Source organism: Metabacillus sp. Hm71 (assembly GCF_051842955.2).
Taxonomy (GTDB): Bacteria; Bacillota; Bacilli; order Bacillales; family Bacillaceae; genus Metabacillus.
Genome location: NZ_CM200278.1, coordinates 2,379,219 through 2,396,139 on the forward strand (window position 1 = coordinate 2,379,219; position 16,921 = coordinate 2,396,139).

A 16,921-nucleotide genomic window follows, 5' to 3' on the forward strand; every position below is an offset into this window, starting at 1 on the left:
CAGATAAAAGCAACAAGAACGAAAAAAGACAGCAAAGAAATAAGCAATAATCCCTCGATTTACTCACTTGAATTGCATGAATTAGAGGAATGGTTAAAAGAGAAGGGGGAAAAATCTTTTCGCGCGAACCAAATTTTTGATTGGCTTTACATCAAACGAGCAGCAAGCTTTGAAGAAATGTCGAACCTTTCTAAGAACTTAAGGGCGTTATTAAGTGAACATTTTACATTAACAACATTAAAAACCCTTATTCAACAAACGTCAAAGGATGGTACGATAAAATTTTTATTTGAATTGCATGACGGCTATTCAATTGAAACGGTATTAATGAGACATGAGTATGGAAACTCGGTTTGCGTTACCACCCAAGTAGGCTGTCGAATCGGCTGTACATTTTGTGCATCAACTCTTGGCGGGCTTAAAAGAAATCTAGAAGCAGGAGAAATCGTTGCTCAGGTCGTAAAAGTACAACAAGCACTTGATGAATTTGACGAACGTGTCAGCCATGTTGTCATTATGGGGATCGGTGAACCATTTGATAATTATGATGAAATGATGTCCTTCTTGAAAATTATCAATCATAATAAAGGGTTAAATATTGGCGCTCGCCATATTACTGTTTCAACAAGTGGTATTATTCCGAAAATTTATAAATTTGCAGATGAAAAGCTGCAAATCAATTTTGCCATTTCGTTACATGCACCAAATACTGAATTGCGTACAAAGTTAATGCCGATTAATAAGGCATACAAACTTCCTGATTTAATGGAAGCTGTAAAATACTATATTAATAAAACCGGAAGAAGGGTCAGCTTTGAATATGGTTTGTTCGGCGGTGAAAACGATCAAGTTGAACATGCAGAAGAATTAGCACGTTTAGTAAAAGGCTTGAAGTGTCACATCAATCTTATTCCTGTTAACTATGTACCTGAACGAAATTATGTTCGTACACCAAAAGAACAAATCAAATTATTTGAAGATACGCTTAAAAAGCATGGCGTAAACGTAACAACAAGAAGAGAACAAGGCCATGACATCGATGCGGCATGCGGACAACTTCGAGCTAAGGAGCGTAAAGAGGAGACGAGGTGATCATGGTGGAAACTTTTTATTTAACTGACAGGGGAAAGGTTAGACAGCACAATGAAGATTGTGTTGGGGTTTTTGAAAACGAGGCAGGGGTGTTAGCCATAGTGGCTGATGGTATGGGAGGTCACCTGGCTGGTGATATAGCAAGCCAAATGACCATCTCAACCTTTAAAGTCTTATGGGAAAAAGTGGAATCTATTGCGAGTCCACAAGATGCTGAGGCATGGTTTACTGAAAAAGTAATGGAAGTGAACAAAGCCGTTTATGAACATTCACTATCAAATCCGGAATGTCAGGGTATGGGCACAACGATCGTTGGAGCGATTGTTACAACAAGCTTCGCTACGGTCGGCCATATTGGTGATAGCCGCTGTTATTTATTAAATAATAGTGGCTATAAACAGGTAACACAAGACCATTCACTCGTAAATGAATTAGTAAGGTCTGGTCAAATAACTAAAGAAGATGCGGAACACCACCCGCGAAAAAATGTCCTGTTGCGGGCTTTAGGTACCGAGCAAACAGTTGAATTAGATGTATCCACGATTGAATTTGAACAAGATGATGTGCTTCTACTATGCTCTGACGGGTTATCGAACAAGGTATCTGAGCAGGAAATGCAGCTTCAGCTTTCAAATAGCCTGCCGCTTGCAGAAAAAGCAAAAACGTTAGTGGAATTAGCAAACGAAAATGGCGGAGAGGATAATATATCTCTTGTGATTGTAAGAAAGACGGCAAATCATGAATTAGGTGAAAAGCCGTGCTAATAGGTAAAAGAATTAGTGGTCGTTATAAAATTCTGGAAGTCATTGGCGGAGGCGGGATGGCAAATGTTTATCTGGCCAAAGACATGATTCTAGAAAGAGAAGTTGCAATGAAAGTGTTGCGATTTGATTTTTCTAACGATGACGAATTTATTAAAAGATTTCGAAGAGAAGCGCAGTCTGCAACAAGCTTAGCCCATCCTAATGTGGTTAGCATATATGATGTCGGTGAAGAAGATGGGATTTATTACATTGTGATGGAGTATGTAAATGGTCAAACGTTAAAACAATACATACAACAATTTGCTCCTATTCATCCGAGAAAAGCAGTAAATATTATGGTGCAAATTGTTTCGGCCATTCAACATGCACATGATAATCATATTGTTCATCGAGATATCAAACCGCATAATATTTTAATTGATCACGATGGCAACGTAAAAGTAACCGACTTTGGAATAGCCATGGCACTTAGTTCAACAACAATCACGCAAACAAATTCTGTGCTTGGCTCAATTCACTATTTATCACCAGAACAAGCAAGAGGTGGTTTAGCAAATAAAAAATCGGATATTTATTCGATTGGAATCGTTTTATTTGAGCTGTTAACTGGAAGGCTGCCATTTGATGGTGAAACGGCTATTTCCATCGCCTTAAAGCATTTGCAATCGGAAACACCATCTCCAAAAAGATGGAATCCTGATATCCCGCAAAGCATCGAGAATATTATTTTAAAAGCCACAGCAAAAGATCCCTTTCATCGCTATGATTCAGCTGAAGAAATGGAAAAGGATCTTGAAACTGCGTTTGATGTAAGCAGGTTATCAGAGCCTAAATTCACGATACCTGATGATGAAGAAGCAACAAAGGCAATACCAATTATTACAAATGAAACGATGGAACAGCATAAGGCTGATGATACGATTGTTCACACTCCAACAAATAATCTATCTGACGAACAAAAGCCAGAAGTGAAGCAGGACAATCAGCAAAAGAAGCAAAAGCAGAAAAAAGAAAAGAAACCGAAAAAAAGAAAAAGCAAGCTTGCCACTTTTATTATTACCACTTTTATTGTTTTAATAATAGCAGGTGTTGCTGCTTTTACAATCATTCCCCCTTTGCTGCTGCCAAAGGATATTGAAGTGCCCGATGTATCTGGAGAAACCTATGATGAAGCTGTAAGAATCCTTCAAGAAGAAGGATTTGAAGTAGGGGAGCCAGTACAAATTTCGGATGAGGAAATTGAAGAGGGACATGTTATTAAAACAAATCCTGAAGCTTCTGAAATAACGAAGGAAGGTTCGATGATTACCATTTATGAAAGCACTGGTAAAGAAAAATTTGTGCTTGAGGATTATGTAGGAAGAAACATTGACCGAGTAAAAGCGATTCTTGAAATGAAAGGTTTTTCAAATATTGAAGTAAAAGAGGAGTCAAATGAAATTCAGCCAGCAGGAACAATTTTAGCCCAATTTCCAGAAGTAGGGGATGAAGTTATTCCATCTGAAGACTCGATTGAATTAACGGTAAGCTCAGGACCCAAGCTTGTGAAAATCGAAAACCTTGTTGGGAAAAGTAAAGAACAGGTCGACGAATATATAAGTACAAATGGGTTTTACTCAACTGTAACTGAAAGCTATTCACCTGATATTCCAAAGGGTCATCTTATTTCACAAACTCCTAAAGCTGGAGATGAGGTTGTTCCAAAAGAGACAACACTGCAGCTAGTCTATTCATTAGGGCCGGAACCAGATCCACCAAAAACAGTGGAAGAAATAGTTGAAATTCCATATGAGCCAGAGCATGAGGGGCAACAGCTCGAAGTTTCTATTTATATTGATGACGTGGATCATTCCATTTCGGATTTATATGAAACTTTTAAAATCACAAGTCCGCAAACGAAAAGATTAGTATTAAAAATCGCTCATGGAGATGAAGGATATTACCAAGTATTAATCGACAGTAAAGTGGTGACCTCAAAAATTATCCCGTATCCAACAGACTAATGCCGTTTTATTGCTTTAATTTCGAGGTAAGGCGATTATTTTTGGTATATCAGGATCATTTAAATCACAAACTTTTACTATTGAATTTTTTATTAAATGTAAAAGATTAAACTATGTGCCAAGGAGGTTTTTCATGCCACAAGGGAAAATTGTGAAGGCTCTTAGTGGTTTTTACTATGTGCAAGACAGAGATCGATTGATCCAATGCAGAGGAAGAGGTGTTTTTCGCAAAAATAAAATCACTCCTTTAGTTGGAGATGTGGTGAAATATCAAGCTGAAAATGACCAAGAGGGATATATTCTTGAAGTTTTTGACCGTAAAAATGAACTTGTAAGACCCCCGATTTGTAATGTGGATCAAGCGATCCTCGTTTTCTCAGCGGTTGAACCGGATTTTAGCCCATCATTGCTAGATCGTTTTCTTGTTTTAATAGAAGCAAATGACATTGAACCGATTATTGTCATCAGTAAAACAGATTTAATTCAAACCAAAGATGTAAAAGAGAAAGTATTGTCATATGCAAATGATTATCGAAAAGCAGGCTATATCGTATTGCTCACCTCAACGAGTGAATCAAATGTTAATCAAGAACTGGAACCAATATTGAATGAAAAAATATCCGTTTTTGCAGGACAATCAGGTGTAGGTAAGTCCTCTTTATTAAATGTTTTAAGACCTGATCTTGATCTGAGGACAAATGATATTTCAACACATTTAGGACGGGGACGTCATACGACAAGACATGTTGAGTTAATCGCAGTAGGCTCCGGTTTTGTTGCTGATACACCTGGCTTTAGTTCCTTAGATTTTACAGGTATTGAGGTGGAGGATCTGAGCTATTGTTTCCCTGAAATGAAGGAAAGAAGCAGCGACTGTAAGTTTCGTGGCTGTACACATGTTAAGGAACCGAAGTGTGCGGTCAAAGATGCTGTAGATAGCGGTGAAATACCTAAATACCGTTATGAGCATTATTTAACTTTTGTTGAAGAAATTAAAGATAGAAAGCCGAGGTACTAATTATGATAAAAATTGCACCATCTATTCTTTCGGCAAATTTCGCTAAATTGGGAGAAGAGATTATAGATGTAGAAAAAGGTGGGGCTGATTATATTCATGTCGATGTAATGGATGGACATTTCGTCCCAAATATTACAATCGGACCTTTAATTGTCGAAGCGATCCGCCCTATTACCCAGCTGCCGTTAGATGTTCATCTGATGATTGAGGATCCTGACAGATATATCGAAGACTTTGTTCGTGCAGGCGCTGATATCATAACAGTACATGTGGAAGCATGCAAACATCTTCACCGGACTATTCAATTAATAAAATCACAGGGGATAAAAGCTGGGGTTGTTTTAAACCCGCATACACCGATTGAGTCTATTCAGCATGTGCTGGAGGATATTGATATGGTTTTACTTATGACGGTAAATCCGGGTTTTGGAGGGCAAGCTTTTATTCCACAGGTTTTGCCTAAAATTAAACAGCTTTCAACTATCATTAAGGATAGACAACTTTCGGTTGAAATCGAGGTTGACGGCGGTATAAATGAAGAGACAGCAAAACGCTGTGTGGACGCAGGTGCTACCGTACTTGTAGCAGGATCAGCCATATACAACCAAACTGACCGCCATCATGCTATTCAAAGTCTAAAAGAAGCCATTCATTCTTAAAATTGATACTTCTATCAAGTGGGATAAAAATCTAACAACCTACCCATCCTAATAAAGTCTAGTTTACTTTACTTTATTGAATGGAGGGGTTTATTATTTACGTTTACATTGATGATGTTGCAATTATTGAACGTGCGTTACAAGCAGCCATCCTTAATAGCACTGATTATGAAGAAATCGATCAATTTGAATCAGTCCTAAAAAAACTTAAAAGTAATCCACCTGGAGCACAACAGGATGGCTTCCGCTATGATTATAACGATAGCTCATTCTATTAATTCTTAAAAGCTATGTTTTGCAGAAGGAACAGAAGGCAATCGGTAATTTGCTGATTCGTTCGAAACTCACTGTGCAGTAAACTTAACCTAAAACAAAAATGGGGCTGTCTCAATGTGTAAAATTGAGACAGCCTTACTTTTTTCATATTAATAAAACGATCTATTAAAGGAGAAACAATGAAAACAATTGCACTTGTTGCCGGGGGACCAAAAGAGTACCTCCCAAAATTGACTGACCATCATCACCCCCAAGTTACTTGGGTAGGGGTGGACAAAGGTGTTTTTTACATACAGGAATCAGGTTTACCAATATCATATGCTTTTGGAGATTTTGATTCGATATCTAGTCGTGAAAAAGAGGAATTAACAAATAATTTATCAAATCTATCTATGTATTCTGCTGAAAAGGATAAAACCGATACCGAGCTTGCTTTAGATTGGGCGTTACAGCAACATCATGAAAAAATTCTTCTATTTGGAGCAACTGGCGGGAGGATTGACCATTTGCTAGGAAATATCCATCTCCTTTTAAAAGCAATAAACGATAAGAGAAATATTGAAATAATTGATCGCCAAAATCATATCACCCTCTTCACATCTGGAACATATACAATAAAGAAGCACAAGGATTTAAGGTATGTATCTTTTATTCCGATCAGTCATGAAGTAAAAGGTATAACACTTGAAGGATTTAAATATCCATTGAAAAATTGCCATATCACCATAGGGTCAACATTATGTATAAGTAATGAACTCATTCATGATCTAGGTACTTTTTCATTTCAAGACGGCATATTATTAATGATAAGAAGCCGAGATTAAGCCTTGTGGATTCTTAGTGAAATTGGTTCCGCGTCATTTTTTTTCCACAGACTGAATATAATGCTACAGAACTGATTTTCTTTATTGAACCTTGGCGCAGGTAGCACCTTATACAAGTATGTTTAATGATTTGGTTGAGGAGGGAAACAATGAAATTTTATACGATTAAGCTGCCGAAGTTTTTAGGAGGAATTGTTCGAGCGATGCTCGGTTCGTTTAAAAAAGATTAAGAAAAAAGCACCGTCATTTCGGTGCTTTTTTCTTAGCTTATTCGTTTTATATTTAATCCCATCTTAACGGGCAGTAAAACCGACACTTCAAGATTCAAAAGAAGCAATGAAGATAAGTGGAGAATAACTGCCCGTAAAGATCCGATAAGTCTCGCTTACGAACATTGGGGGATGAAAAAAACCCCCAATGTTGGAAGTCTCGCTTTATGAATATGAAACATAGCTGCTTACAAAAGCAAGCTAAGATAAGCTATCATTTCATGTTTTGTAACTTTTTGAGAGAGCTTAATAGCAAAATTAAACTCGCTCAACTTTACCTGATCTTAAAGCGCGAGCAGATACATATACTTTTTTAGGTTTACCGTTAACTAAGATGCGAACTTTTTGAAGGTTTGCGCCCCAAGTACGTTTGTTAGCGTTCATCGCGTGTGAACGTGAATTACCTGAGCGAGTCTTTTTACCAGTAACAACGCATTTACGTGCCATGTTATTCCCTCCTTACTACAAAAAAACCTAACGAATTTTACATGAATCATGTACATAGTCATGAGATACTTTAATAATTTATCACACCTGTTTCAAGAATGCAATACCTCTGCATAAAGCTTTCAAGAATTTTCCCTTGACATCGTAAATGCAGGCTTGGTTGAATATAATAATGAATAAGTGACTACAACTGCTAGTTGTAAAAGTCACTGCTTCTTTTCATTTGAACATGCTTATAGTAAAATGAGGATAGCCAGTGCGAACAATTCCAAAGGGGGAACCGATCGTGTCCATTGAATTAAAAACGAAGTACGGACAAATTGATATATCAAACGAAGTCATTGCAATAGTTGCAGGTGGTGCAGCAATTGACTGCTATGGTATTGTTGGAATGGCATCAAAGAATCAAATAAAAGATGGTCTTACAGAAATTCTTAGAAAAGAAAACTTTAGCAGAGGCGTGATTGTCCGCCAAGAGGATGACTCCATTCACATTGATATGTATATTATCGTCAGCTATGGTACAAAAATTTCTGAAGTCGCACATAACGTTCAAACGAAAGTTAAGTATACGTTAGATCAGACAGTTGGACTTGCAGTTGATTCCGTTAATATTTTTGTTCAAGGTGTTCGTGTAGCGAACCCGTAGTTAGGAGGAAATGACCTGTGTCAATTACAACTATAGATGGTAAGCGTTTTGCTGAGATGATCTTGCAAGGTGCAAACCGCCTGTCTATGAATGCAAAATTGGTCGATGCATTAAACGTTTTCCCAGTTCCTGATGGTGACACTGGAACAAATATGAATTTATCAATGACATCAGGGGCAAAAGAAGTTGAAAACAATCAATCAGATCATATCGGGAAGGTTGGCCATGCGCTTTCTAAAGGGTTGCTGATGGGAGCACGAGGAAATTCTGGTGTCATTCTATCACAATTATTTAGAGGTTTCTCAAAATCAATTGAGTCGAAAGCAGAAATCAATAGTATGGAATTTGCATATGCACTTCAAGCAGGTGTAGATACAGCATATAAAGCCGTAATGAAACCTGTAGAGGGTACAATTTTAACAGTTGCAAAGGATGCTGCAAAAGCAGCGGTACTTGCGGCAGAAACCGAGTCTTCCATCGACAAGCTAATGGAAGTAACGTTAAAAGAAGCGGATGCATCATTAAAACGTACTCCTGACCTGCTTCCTGTTCTAAAAGAAGTTGGTGTAGTAGATAGTGGAGGTCAAGGCTTAGTTTTTGTTTATGAAGGGTTTTTAGCTGCTTTAAAAGGAGATAAGCTTTCCATTACAAAAGTGTCAACACCATCAATGGACGAACTCGTAAATGCTGAACATCATAAAAGCGTCCAAAGCCATATTAATACTGAAGACATAGAGTTCGGCTATTGTACTGAATTTATGGTCCGTTTTGAAGAAGGTAAAACACCATTCGACGAAGAAAAATTTAGATCTGACTTAAGTCAATTTGGTGATTCCCTGCTTGTAATCGCCGATGATGAGCTTGCAAAAGTACATATACATGCAGAATATCCAGGTGAAGTTCTTTCATATGGTCAAAAATATGGAAACCTTATAAATATGAAGATCGAAAATATGCGGCAACAGCATAGTAATATTGTTGGAGAAAAAACAAAAGCAGCTCCAAAAACAGAATCGAAGCAGGAAAAAATGAAATATGGTATCGTCGCTGTTTCAATGGGCAAGGGTATTGCCGATTTATTTAGAAGTATTGGCGCAAATGAAGTCATTGAAGGCGGGCAAACGATGAATCCTAGTACAGAGGATATCGTACAAGCAATTAAAGACGTTCATGCTGAAAATATCATCATTCTTCCAAATAATTCAAATATCGTGATGGCTGCACAACAGGCTGCAACTGTTGCTGAGGAAAATGTTATTGTGATCCCTTCTAAAACAGTGCCACAAGGCATCGCTGCATTACTAGCTTTTAATCCAACGGCAGAACCAAATGATGTATCAGCTGCTATGAATGAGGCATTAAATAGTGTAAAAAGCGGTCAAATCACCTATGCAGTCCGAGATACAAATATTGAAGGTCTTGATATTTCAAAAGGTGATTTCATGGGGATATTGGAGGGTAAGATCATCATTACAGACAAAACCCAGCTATCAGCTTCGAAAAAGCTTCTAACAGAGATGGTCTCTGATGAGGATGAGATTTTAACGATCATTCAAGGTGAAGATGCGAGCGAAGAAGATCTTGAGCAGCTCGTACAATTTATTGAAGAACAATTTGAAGACATTGAGGTTGAAACTCATAAAGGTGATCAGCCTTTATACTCATTTATCTTTTCAGTAGAATAATGATTAAAAAACTCGGCGATTTGCCGAGTTTTTTTAATACTGAATCGTTCTCCATTTTTTTATTTTAATAAATTACAGGAAAACGAATCTAATACTGCTTAAACGAAAATCTGTTAAACTAATAGTATTGTGTATGGGCAATCATACAAAGAAATCGTACAAGGAGGTAAGCTGTCTTCCATAGAGAGAAGTCCATAAGCTGCATGTAATGGGAGGCAATGTGACCGTGAAAAATAGATTAAAAGACTCTGTATCAGCAATAAGAGGGGTTGGAGATGAAACAAATGACCTCTTAAATGATATGGGAATTTATACAATTCATGACCTGTTAGAATATTTTCCATATAGATACGATGATAATAGTTTAAAAGATCTTGCAGATGTAAAGCATGATGAGCGGGTAACAGTTGAAGGAAAAGTCCATAGCGAGCCTTTGCTTACGTATTTTGGAAAAAAACGGTCCCGTCTAACGTTTCGTTTATTAGTCGGCCGTTACTTAGTTTCTGCCGTTTGTTTTAATCGCCCTTATTTTAAAAATAAATTAGCGATTGATTCCACTGTTACGGTTACCGGAAAATGGGATAAGCATAGGCAAATGATTACTGTTCAGGAATTGGCATTTGGACCAAAGCAAGCAGTAACTGGGATAGAACCTGTGTATTCGATTAAAGGAAAACTGACAGTTAAAGGGATGAGAAAATTTGTTTCCCTTGCTTTAAATGAATATTTGAATGATGTAGACGAAGTGATACCTGTTGAGCTATTGCAAAAATATAAGCTGCTAACAAGAAAGGAAGCTTTAAAAGCAATTCATTTACCAGAAGGCCCTGAGCAATTAAAGCAAGCAAGAAGGCGCTTTGTGTATGAAGAATTTCTTCTTTTTCAATTGAAAATGCAAGCATTGCGAAAGGTGCAAAGAGAGCAAGTAAGTGGCATCCCTCATGATTTTTCTGAAAATAAGCATGAACAATTTATTCAAGCTTTACCATTCCCGCTTACAAATGCTCAAACACGTGTGGTCAATGAAATCATCACAGATATGAAGTCACCATATAGAATGAATCGTTTGCTTCAGGGGGATGTGGGATCTGGGAAAACTGTTGTTGCAGCAATAGCCATCTTTGCGGCTATTTTATCAGGCTATCAAGCTGCGCTTATGGTTCCAACCGAGATTTTAGCAGAACAGCATGCAGAATCCTTGCTCTCCCTATTTGAACCATTTGATGTGAATGTCGCATTGTTAACAAGCTCAGTGAAAGGCAAAAAACGCCGTGAACTGCTGGAAAAAGTTAAAAATAATAACATTCAATTACTAATAGGAACCCATGCCTTGATCCAGGACGATATTGAATTTCATAGACTTGGCTTAGTCATTACTGATGAGCAGCACAGATTTGGTGTTGAGCAAAGGAGAATGCTGCGAGAGAAGGGTGAGAATACAGATGTTTTATTTATGACCGCAACTCCGATTCCCCGCACGTTAGCCATAACGGCATTTGGTGAGATGGATGTTTCGGTCATTGATGAACTGCCAGCAGGGAGAAAATCAATTGAAACCTATTGGGTAAAGCCATCTATGCTTGAGCGGATTTTAGCATTTATTGAAAAAGAAGTTTCAAAAGGGCGGCAAGCATATGTCATTTGCCCGCTAATTGAGGAATCAGATAAGCTGGATGTACAAAATGCCCTTGATGTTCATAGCATACTCACCCATTATTACCAAGGGCGCTTTAAGGTAGGGCTTATGCATGGCAGATTAACTTCTGATGAAAAAGATACAGTGATGCGAAGCTTTAGCCAAAATGAAGTGAATATTTTAGTCTCAACAACGGTAGTTGAGGTTGGGGTAAATGTTCCGAATGCCACAACAATGGTGATCTATGATGCGGAGCGTTTTGGCTTGTCCCAGCTTCATCAGCTGCGCGGACGTGTCGGGAGAGGAAGCGAACAGTCCTATTGTATTTTATTAGCTGATCCAAAATCGGAAACTGGAAAAGAAAGAATGACCATTATGACGGAGACGAATGATGGGTTCGTTTTATCTGAAAGAGATTTAGAGTTAAGGGGCCCAGGCGATTTCTTTGGGAAGAAGCAAAGCGGTATGCCGATTTTTAAAGTGGCTGATATGGTTCATGATTATAGGGCGCTGGAGGTTGCAAGGCAGGATGCTGTTGAACTAATCCGTTCAAATGCCTTTTGGATCGAGGATAAATATGAAGGGTTAAGAATGTATTTGCACCAAACAGGTATTTTACAAGGAGAAAAATTAGATTAATAGGTTTAGGGAAAACTATTAGTCATTACTTTATGAGACGTTCATTGAGGCAAGGTAAAGCTCTAATCAATTGGGCGTCTTAAGCATTTTATTATAGCATTTACTCCTTCATTTCTTTCTTGCAATCTGTTTTCATTCTCTATATACTACTATTAGTACCTAGTCTTAATAGTTCGGATGGTGTCTTAGAAAATATGAGGAAGAGTAAAAAAGAGAGGCAGCGTTTATTACAAGAAACAATAAGTGAAACACCATTTATAACAGATGAGGAATTGGCAGATAAATTTCAAGTAAGCATTCAAACAATTCGATTAGACCGATTGGAACTATCCATTCCAGAATTAAGGGAACGAATTAAACATGTTGCGGAAAAAAAGCTCGATAATGAAGTGAAATCGTTACAAATAGAGGAAGTTATTGGGGAAATTATCGACCTTCAGCTAGATGAATCGGCGATTTCGATTTTAGAAATAAAAAAAGAGCATGTTTTTAATCGAAATCAAATTGCCCGCGGTCATCACTTGTTTGCACAAGCAAATTCATTAGCTGTTGCTGTAATCAATGATGAATTAGCCTTAACTGCTAAAGCAAATATTCGGTTTACAAGGCAAGTGAAAGAAAATGAGCGTGTGATTGCTAAAGCAAAGGTTGTAAAGGGCGATTCTGAAAAAGGACGTACAATTGTAGAAGTTAACAGTTATGTTGGGAATGAATTGGTATTTTCCGGTGAATTTGACATGTATCGCTCAAATCCAGCACAAAGGTAGGTTACATAAATGAAGCTAGCGATTGATGCAATGGGTGGGGATCATGCCCCTAAATCAGTAGTGGAAGGCGTTATGAAGGCTATTTCTGCTTTTCCTGATTTAGAGGTAACACTCATTGGCCAAGAGGATAAAATGAAGCAGTACTTAACAGATCAAACGAGAATTAACGTTATACATACAGATGAAGTTATTGAAGCGACAGATGAACCAGTACGGGCAGTAAGAAGAAAAAAGAACGCATCAATGGTGCTTATGGCTAACGAAGTAAAGGAAGGCCGGGCTGACGGGTGTATATCTGCAGGTAACACTGGCGCATTAATGACTGCTGGATTATTTATCGTTGGCCGAATCGAAGGGATTGAACGTCCAGCATTGTCACCAACTTTGCCAACCTTGGATGGGAAGGGTTTTTTATTTTTGGATGTCGGTGCAAATGTAGATGCAAAACCAGAGCATTTATTTCAGTATGCACTGATGGGTTCGATCTATGTTGAAAAGGTTCGGGGAATTAATAATCCGCGAATAGGGTTATTGAATGTTGGAACAGAAGATAAAAAAGGAAATGAATTAACAAAACAGACATTTGAGCTTTTAAAAAATTCACAGTTAAATTTTGTTGGCAATGTAGAATCTAGAGATTTAATGGAATCTGTTGCAGATGTTGTTGTAACAGACGGTTTTACAGGTAATATTGCCTTAAAATCAATTGAAGGAACGGCTTTATCCGTCTTTTCAATGATGAAATCTGCGTTAACAAGCAATCTTAAGTCAAAATTAGCTGCTGGAGTTTTAAAGCCTGAATTTAAACAGATAAAACAAAAAATGGATTATTCAGAATATGGCGGTGCCGCACTTTTTGGCTTAAAGGCTCCTGTAATAAAAGCTCACGGCTCATCAGATGCCAATGCCATTTATAACGCAATCCGTCAAACTCGTGAAATGGTGTCGTACAATGTAACAAAAACCATTCATGCCTCACTAATAGGAAGTGCAGAGTAAGACCCTAGAGCCGATGGCCCTGGAGCTACACACCAAAATTAAGTGAAAAATTATACTTTCTGGTCTTTTAAAAAAACGGAGGGAAGCTTTATGACGAAAATAGCATTTATATTTCCTGGACAAGGGTCGCAATCAGTAGGAATGGGGAAAGAGCTATTTGATCAAGTAGAAGAATCAAAACAAATTTTTGAACAAGCTGATAATCGATTAGGTGAGAAGCTTTCAGAACTTATTTTTGAAGGTCCGCAGGATACATTAACATTAACCTATAATGCACAGCCAGCTTTGCTCACCACGAGCATTGCGATTTTAGAACATTTTAAAAAGAATGGAATTACGGCTGACTTTGTTGCAGGACATAGTCTTGGTGAGTATACAGCACTTGTAGCAGCAGGTGTTTTAAGCTTTGAGGATGCAGTTTATGCTGTAAAAAAACGCGGGGAGTTTATGGATGAGGCTGTTCCAGCTGGACAAGGTGCAATGGCTGCAATTTTAGGTATGGCTGCTGAGGATCTTGAGGCTATTACTTCCGAGGTAACGAATACAGGTCATTCTGTTCAATTGGCCAATTTGAATTGTCCTGGGCAAATTGTCATTTCAGGAACAGCTGAAGGGGTGGAACGGGCGTCCGCATTTGCAAAAGAAAAGGGAGCGAAACGTGCCATTCCTCTAGTTGTAAGCGGACCGTTTCATTCAGAATTAATGAAGCCTGCAGCTGATCAGCTGCAAAACGTATTAAGTGAATTGAGCTTTCAGGACGCCGTCATTCCAGTAATTGCGAATGTAACAGCCGATCAAGTGACAAAACAAGAAGAAATCAAGGAATTACTTGTTAAACAGTTATACTCTCCAGTAAGATGGGAAGAATCTGTAAAAACAATGATTGAAAATGGTGTAACCACGTTTATTGAAATTGGTCCTGGAAAAGTATTGTCAGGTCTAGTGAAGAAAATTGATCGTTCTGCAACCGTTCATGCGATTTCAGACCTGGAAACAATAAAATCAACTGTTGAAAAGCTAAAGGGGGAGTAAATATGCTAGAGAACAAAGTAGCGCTAGTTACAGGGGCATCACGCGGGATTGGAAGAGCGATTGCGCTGGATTTAGCAAAAAATGGCGCAAGTGTTGCTGTCAATTATGCAGGAAATGAAGCAAAAGCTAATGAGGTTGTTGATGAAATTAAAGCAGGTGGCGGAAATGCCTTTGCGATAAAAGCAGATGTGTCAAATAGTGAAGATGTCACACAAATGGTGAAAGAGGTTATTAACCAGTTTGGACAATTAGATATTCTTGTTAATAATGCTGGAATCACCCGTGATAACTTATTAATGAGAATGAAGGACAATGAATGGGATGATGTCATAAACACAAACTTAAAAGGTGTCTTCCTATGTACAAAAGCTGTTACTCGCCAAATGATGAAGCAGCGTAGTGGACGAATCATTAATATCACTTCTGTAGTAGGTGTCAGCGGGAATCCCGGTCAAGCCAATTACGTAGCAGCAAAGGCTGGTGTCATTGGTTTAACGAAAACGACTGCAAAGGAGCTTGCATCCAGAAATATTACAGTTAACGCTGTAGCACCTGGCTTCATTACAACAGATATGACAGATGAGCTCTCAGAAGAAACGAAGGCAGAAATGCTTAAGCAAATTCCATTAGCAAAACTAGGAGAGCCTAGCGATATCGCTAATATTGTTAGTTTTCTTGCTTCTGATAAGAGTAAATATATTACTGGCCAAACGATGCATGTTAATGGCGGAATGGTCATGTAAAATAGGTTGTTTCTCAACCATTATATTGCTATTCTATTAAAGCACTAACCCTTGATATTATTTTAATACCACCTCTTAGAAAAGATTTAAAAAATGCTAATAGGAAACCTAGTTTTTCAAGGGAAAATAACTTATAATACTTGAGGGGAGGTGAAGGAAAATGGCAGAAGTATTAGATCGTGTAACAAAGATTATCGTAGACCGTTTAGGTGTTGATGAGTCTGAAGTAAAATTAGAGTCTTCATTCAAAGATGATCTTGGTGCAGATTCCCTAGATGTAGTTGAGCTTGTTATGGAACTTGAAGATGAGTTCGATATGGAAATTTCTGATGAAGATGCAGAAAAAATCAGTACAGTGGGTGACGCTGTTAACTACATAAATAGCCAACAATAATGTTGTTGTTAAAGTCCCGTATGATTGCGGGGCTTTACCCCTTTTATTATGTTTTTTTAATATAGGAAAAGATAGTATTTGATGAACAATTAGTTTGCTTTAGCGCCTTTTGGCCGGATAGCATATAAAGGCAATCGGATTTATTGTACTTGTTACTGCCTTTTAGTTCATAAGCCTCTCCATAATTAAAGGTATGAACCCCCTTTTATTATGAAGCGACTTATATGAATGAGGCTAAAAAGAGCGCTTCCGCTTTTATTGGAGGATTATATGCCTAGACATATTAATTATAAAGAGAAAAGAACCTTCGCAAGGAAGGCAGAGGAATTTAAAAAATTTCAGGAGCGTATTGGCCATACATTTAAGAATGAAAAGCTTTTATATCAAGCTTTCACTCATTCATCATATGTGAATGAGCATCGCAAGAAGCCTTATGAAGATAATGAAAGGCTAGAGTTCTTGGGAGATGCAGTACTAGAGCTTACAGTCTCACAATTTCTTTATAAAAAGTATCCGATGATGAGTGAAGGAGAACTGACAAAGCTGCGTGCGGCAATTGTTTGTGAACCTTCCCTAGTTTCATTTGCTAACAATCTTTCTTTTGGCACATTAGTATTGCTTGGTAAAGGGGAAGAAATGACTGGAGGGCGTGCACGTCCTGCATTATTAGCAGATGTATTTGAAGCATTTATCGGTGCTTTATACTTAGATCAGGGCTTAGATGCTGTCGTGCAATTTTTAGAAAAGTTTGTGATTCCGAAAATTGATGAAGGTGCTTTTTCGCATGTGATGGATTTTAAAAGTCAATTGCAAGAATTTGTTCAAAGGGATACAAAAGGCGTCTTGGAATACAAAATCTTACAAGAAAAAGGGCCAGCCCATAATCGGGAATTTGTATCGACAGTATCTTTGAATGGTGAAGTTTTTGGAACCGGCAGCGGCAGATCGAAGAAAGAAGCAGAGCAGCACGCCGCACAAGAAGCATTATCAAAGCTTCAACAGCTTAATAACTAGCATACCTAGGG

At 38.0% G+C, this 16,921-nt stretch carries 17 protein-coding genes; 16 read left to right on the forward strand and 1 reads right to left on the reverse strand.

Annotated features, from left to right (window positions below; genetic code table 11):
* Positions 1-3: 3 nt before the first annotated feature.
* The 7 genes from rlmN to spoVM all read left to right on the forward strand — a co-directional run bounded on the left by rlmN (position 4) and on the right by spoVM (position 6,866).
* Complete coding sequence (rlmN, locus tag ACSVDH_RS11215; RefSeq protein ID WP_518618296.1) at positions 4-1,092, forward strand: dual-specificity RNA methyltransferase RlmN; 1,089 nt, start codon at positions 4-6, stop codon at positions 1,090-1,092.
* Positions 1,093-1,097: 5 nt separating this feature from the next.
* Entirely contained in the window at positions 1,098-1,856 is a 759-nt protein-coding gene (locus ACSVDH_RS11220; RefSeq protein WP_299087140.1) for a Stp1/IreP family PP2C-type Ser/Thr phosphatase, read from the forward strand.
* Positions 1,850-3,859 carry a Stk1 family PASTA domain-containing Ser/Thr kinase gene (pknB, locus tag ACSVDH_RS11225; RefSeq protein ID WP_299087057.1) on the forward strand — a complete coding sequence of 670 codons (2,010 nt, stop codon included), beginning with the start codon at positions 1,850-1,852 and terminating at the stop codon, positions 3,857-3,859. The genes ACSVDH_RS11220 and pknB overlap by 7 nt, the downstream gene beginning before the upstream one ends.
* 133 nt (positions 3,860-3,992) lie before the next feature.
* Positions 3,993-4,877, forward strand: a complete 885-nt coding sequence (gene rsgA, locus ACSVDH_RS11230; RefSeq protein WP_299087058.1) for a ribosome small subunit-dependent GTPase A — start codon at positions 3,993-3,995, stop codon at positions 4,875-4,877.
* Between the two features lie 2 nt (positions 4,878-4,879).
* On the forward strand, positions 4,880-5,536 hold the full coding sequence (gene rpe / locus ACSVDH_RS11235; protein ID WP_439249455.1) for a ribulose-phosphate 3-epimerase: 657 nt from the start codon (positions 4,880-4,882) through the stop codon (positions 5,534-5,536).
* A 455-nt stretch (positions 5,537-5,991) separates the two neighbouring features.
* Positions 5,992-6,636 (forward strand): thiamine diphosphokinase, encoded by a 645-nt coding sequence (locus ACSVDH_RS11240; protein WP_439249456.1) that lies wholly within the window; start codon positions 5,992-5,994, stop codon positions 6,634-6,636.
* 149 nt (positions 6,637-6,785) lie between these two features.
* Positions 6,786-6,866, forward strand: coding sequence for a stage V sporulation protein SpoVM (gene spoVM, locus ACSVDH_RS11245; RefSeq protein ID WP_003328987.1), 81 nt, complete (start codon positions 6,786-6,788; stop codon positions 6,864-6,866).
* Positions 6,867-7,163: 297 nt separating this feature from the next.
* Here spoVM and rpmB read toward each other — a convergent pair whose 3' ends face one another.
* On the reverse strand, positions 7,164-7,352 hold the full coding sequence (gene rpmB, locus ACSVDH_RS11250; RefSeq protein WP_299087064.1) for a 50S ribosomal protein L28: 189 nt from the start codon (positions 7,350-7,352) through the stop codon (positions 7,164-7,166).
* Positions 7,353-7,638: 286 nt separating this feature from the next.
* Between rpmB and ACSVDH_RS11255 the strand changes: the two genes are divergently transcribed.
* The 9 genes from ACSVDH_RS11255 to rnc all read left to right on the forward strand — a co-directional run bounded on the left by ACSVDH_RS11255 (position 7,639) and on the right by rnc (position 16,910).
* The gene (locus tag ACSVDH_RS11255; RefSeq protein ID WP_299087066.1) at positions 7,639-8,001 is read left to right on the forward strand and encodes an Asp23/Gls24 family envelope stress response protein; all 363 of its coding nucleotides are present in this window, start codon (positions 7,639-7,641) and stop codon (positions 7,999-8,001) included.
* 17 nt (positions 8,002-8,018) lie between these two features.
* Positions 8,019-9,686, forward strand: a complete 1,668-nt coding sequence (gene fakA / locus ACSVDH_RS11260) for a fatty acid kinase ATP-binding subunit FakA (protein WP_439249457.1) — start codon at positions 8,019-8,021, stop codon at positions 9,684-9,686.
* A 226-nt stretch (positions 9,687-9,912) separates the two neighbouring features.
* A complete protein-coding gene (gene recG / locus ACSVDH_RS11265) occupies positions 9,913-11,961 on the forward strand; it encodes an ATP-dependent DNA helicase RecG (RefSeq protein WP_439249458.1) in 2,049 nt (682 codons plus the stop codon).
* Positions 11,962-12,155: 194 nt separating this feature from the next.
* Positions 12,156-12,728: a transcription factor FapR gene (fapR, locus tag ACSVDH_RS11270; RefSeq protein ID WP_299087072.1), complete on the forward strand. Its 573-nt coding sequence runs from the start codon at positions 12,156-12,158 to the stop codon at positions 12,726-12,728.
* Positions 12,729-12,737: 9 nt separating this feature from the next.
* On the forward strand, positions 12,738-13,727 hold the full coding sequence (plsX, locus tag ACSVDH_RS11275; RefSeq protein ID WP_439249459.1) for a phosphate acyltransferase PlsX: 990 nt from the start codon (positions 12,738-12,740) through the stop codon (positions 13,725-13,727).
* Between the two features lie 90 nt (positions 13,728-13,817).
* Complete coding sequence (gene fabD, locus ACSVDH_RS11280; RefSeq protein ID WP_299087076.1) at positions 13,818-14,759, forward strand: ACP S-malonyltransferase; 942 nt, start codon at positions 13,818-13,820, stop codon at positions 14,757-14,759.
* Positions 14,760-14,761: 2 nt separating this feature from the next.
* Positions 14,762-15,502, forward strand: a complete 741-nt coding sequence (gene fabG / locus ACSVDH_RS11285) for a 3-oxoacyl-[acyl-carrier-protein] reductase (protein ID WP_439249460.1) — start codon at positions 14,762-14,764, stop codon at positions 15,500-15,502.
* A 160-nt stretch (positions 15,503-15,662) separates the two neighbouring features.
* The gene (acpP, locus tag ACSVDH_RS11290; protein WP_299087079.1) at positions 15,663-15,896 is read left to right on the forward strand and encodes an acyl carrier protein; all 234 of its coding nucleotides are present in this window, start codon (positions 15,663-15,665) and stop codon (positions 15,894-15,896) included.
* 270 nt (positions 15,897-16,166) lie between these two features.
* Entirely contained in the window at positions 16,167-16,910 is a 744-nt protein-coding gene (gene rnc, locus ACSVDH_RS11295; protein WP_299087081.1) for a ribonuclease III, read from the forward strand.
* The last annotated feature ends 11 nt before the right edge of the window (positions 16,911-16,921 follow it).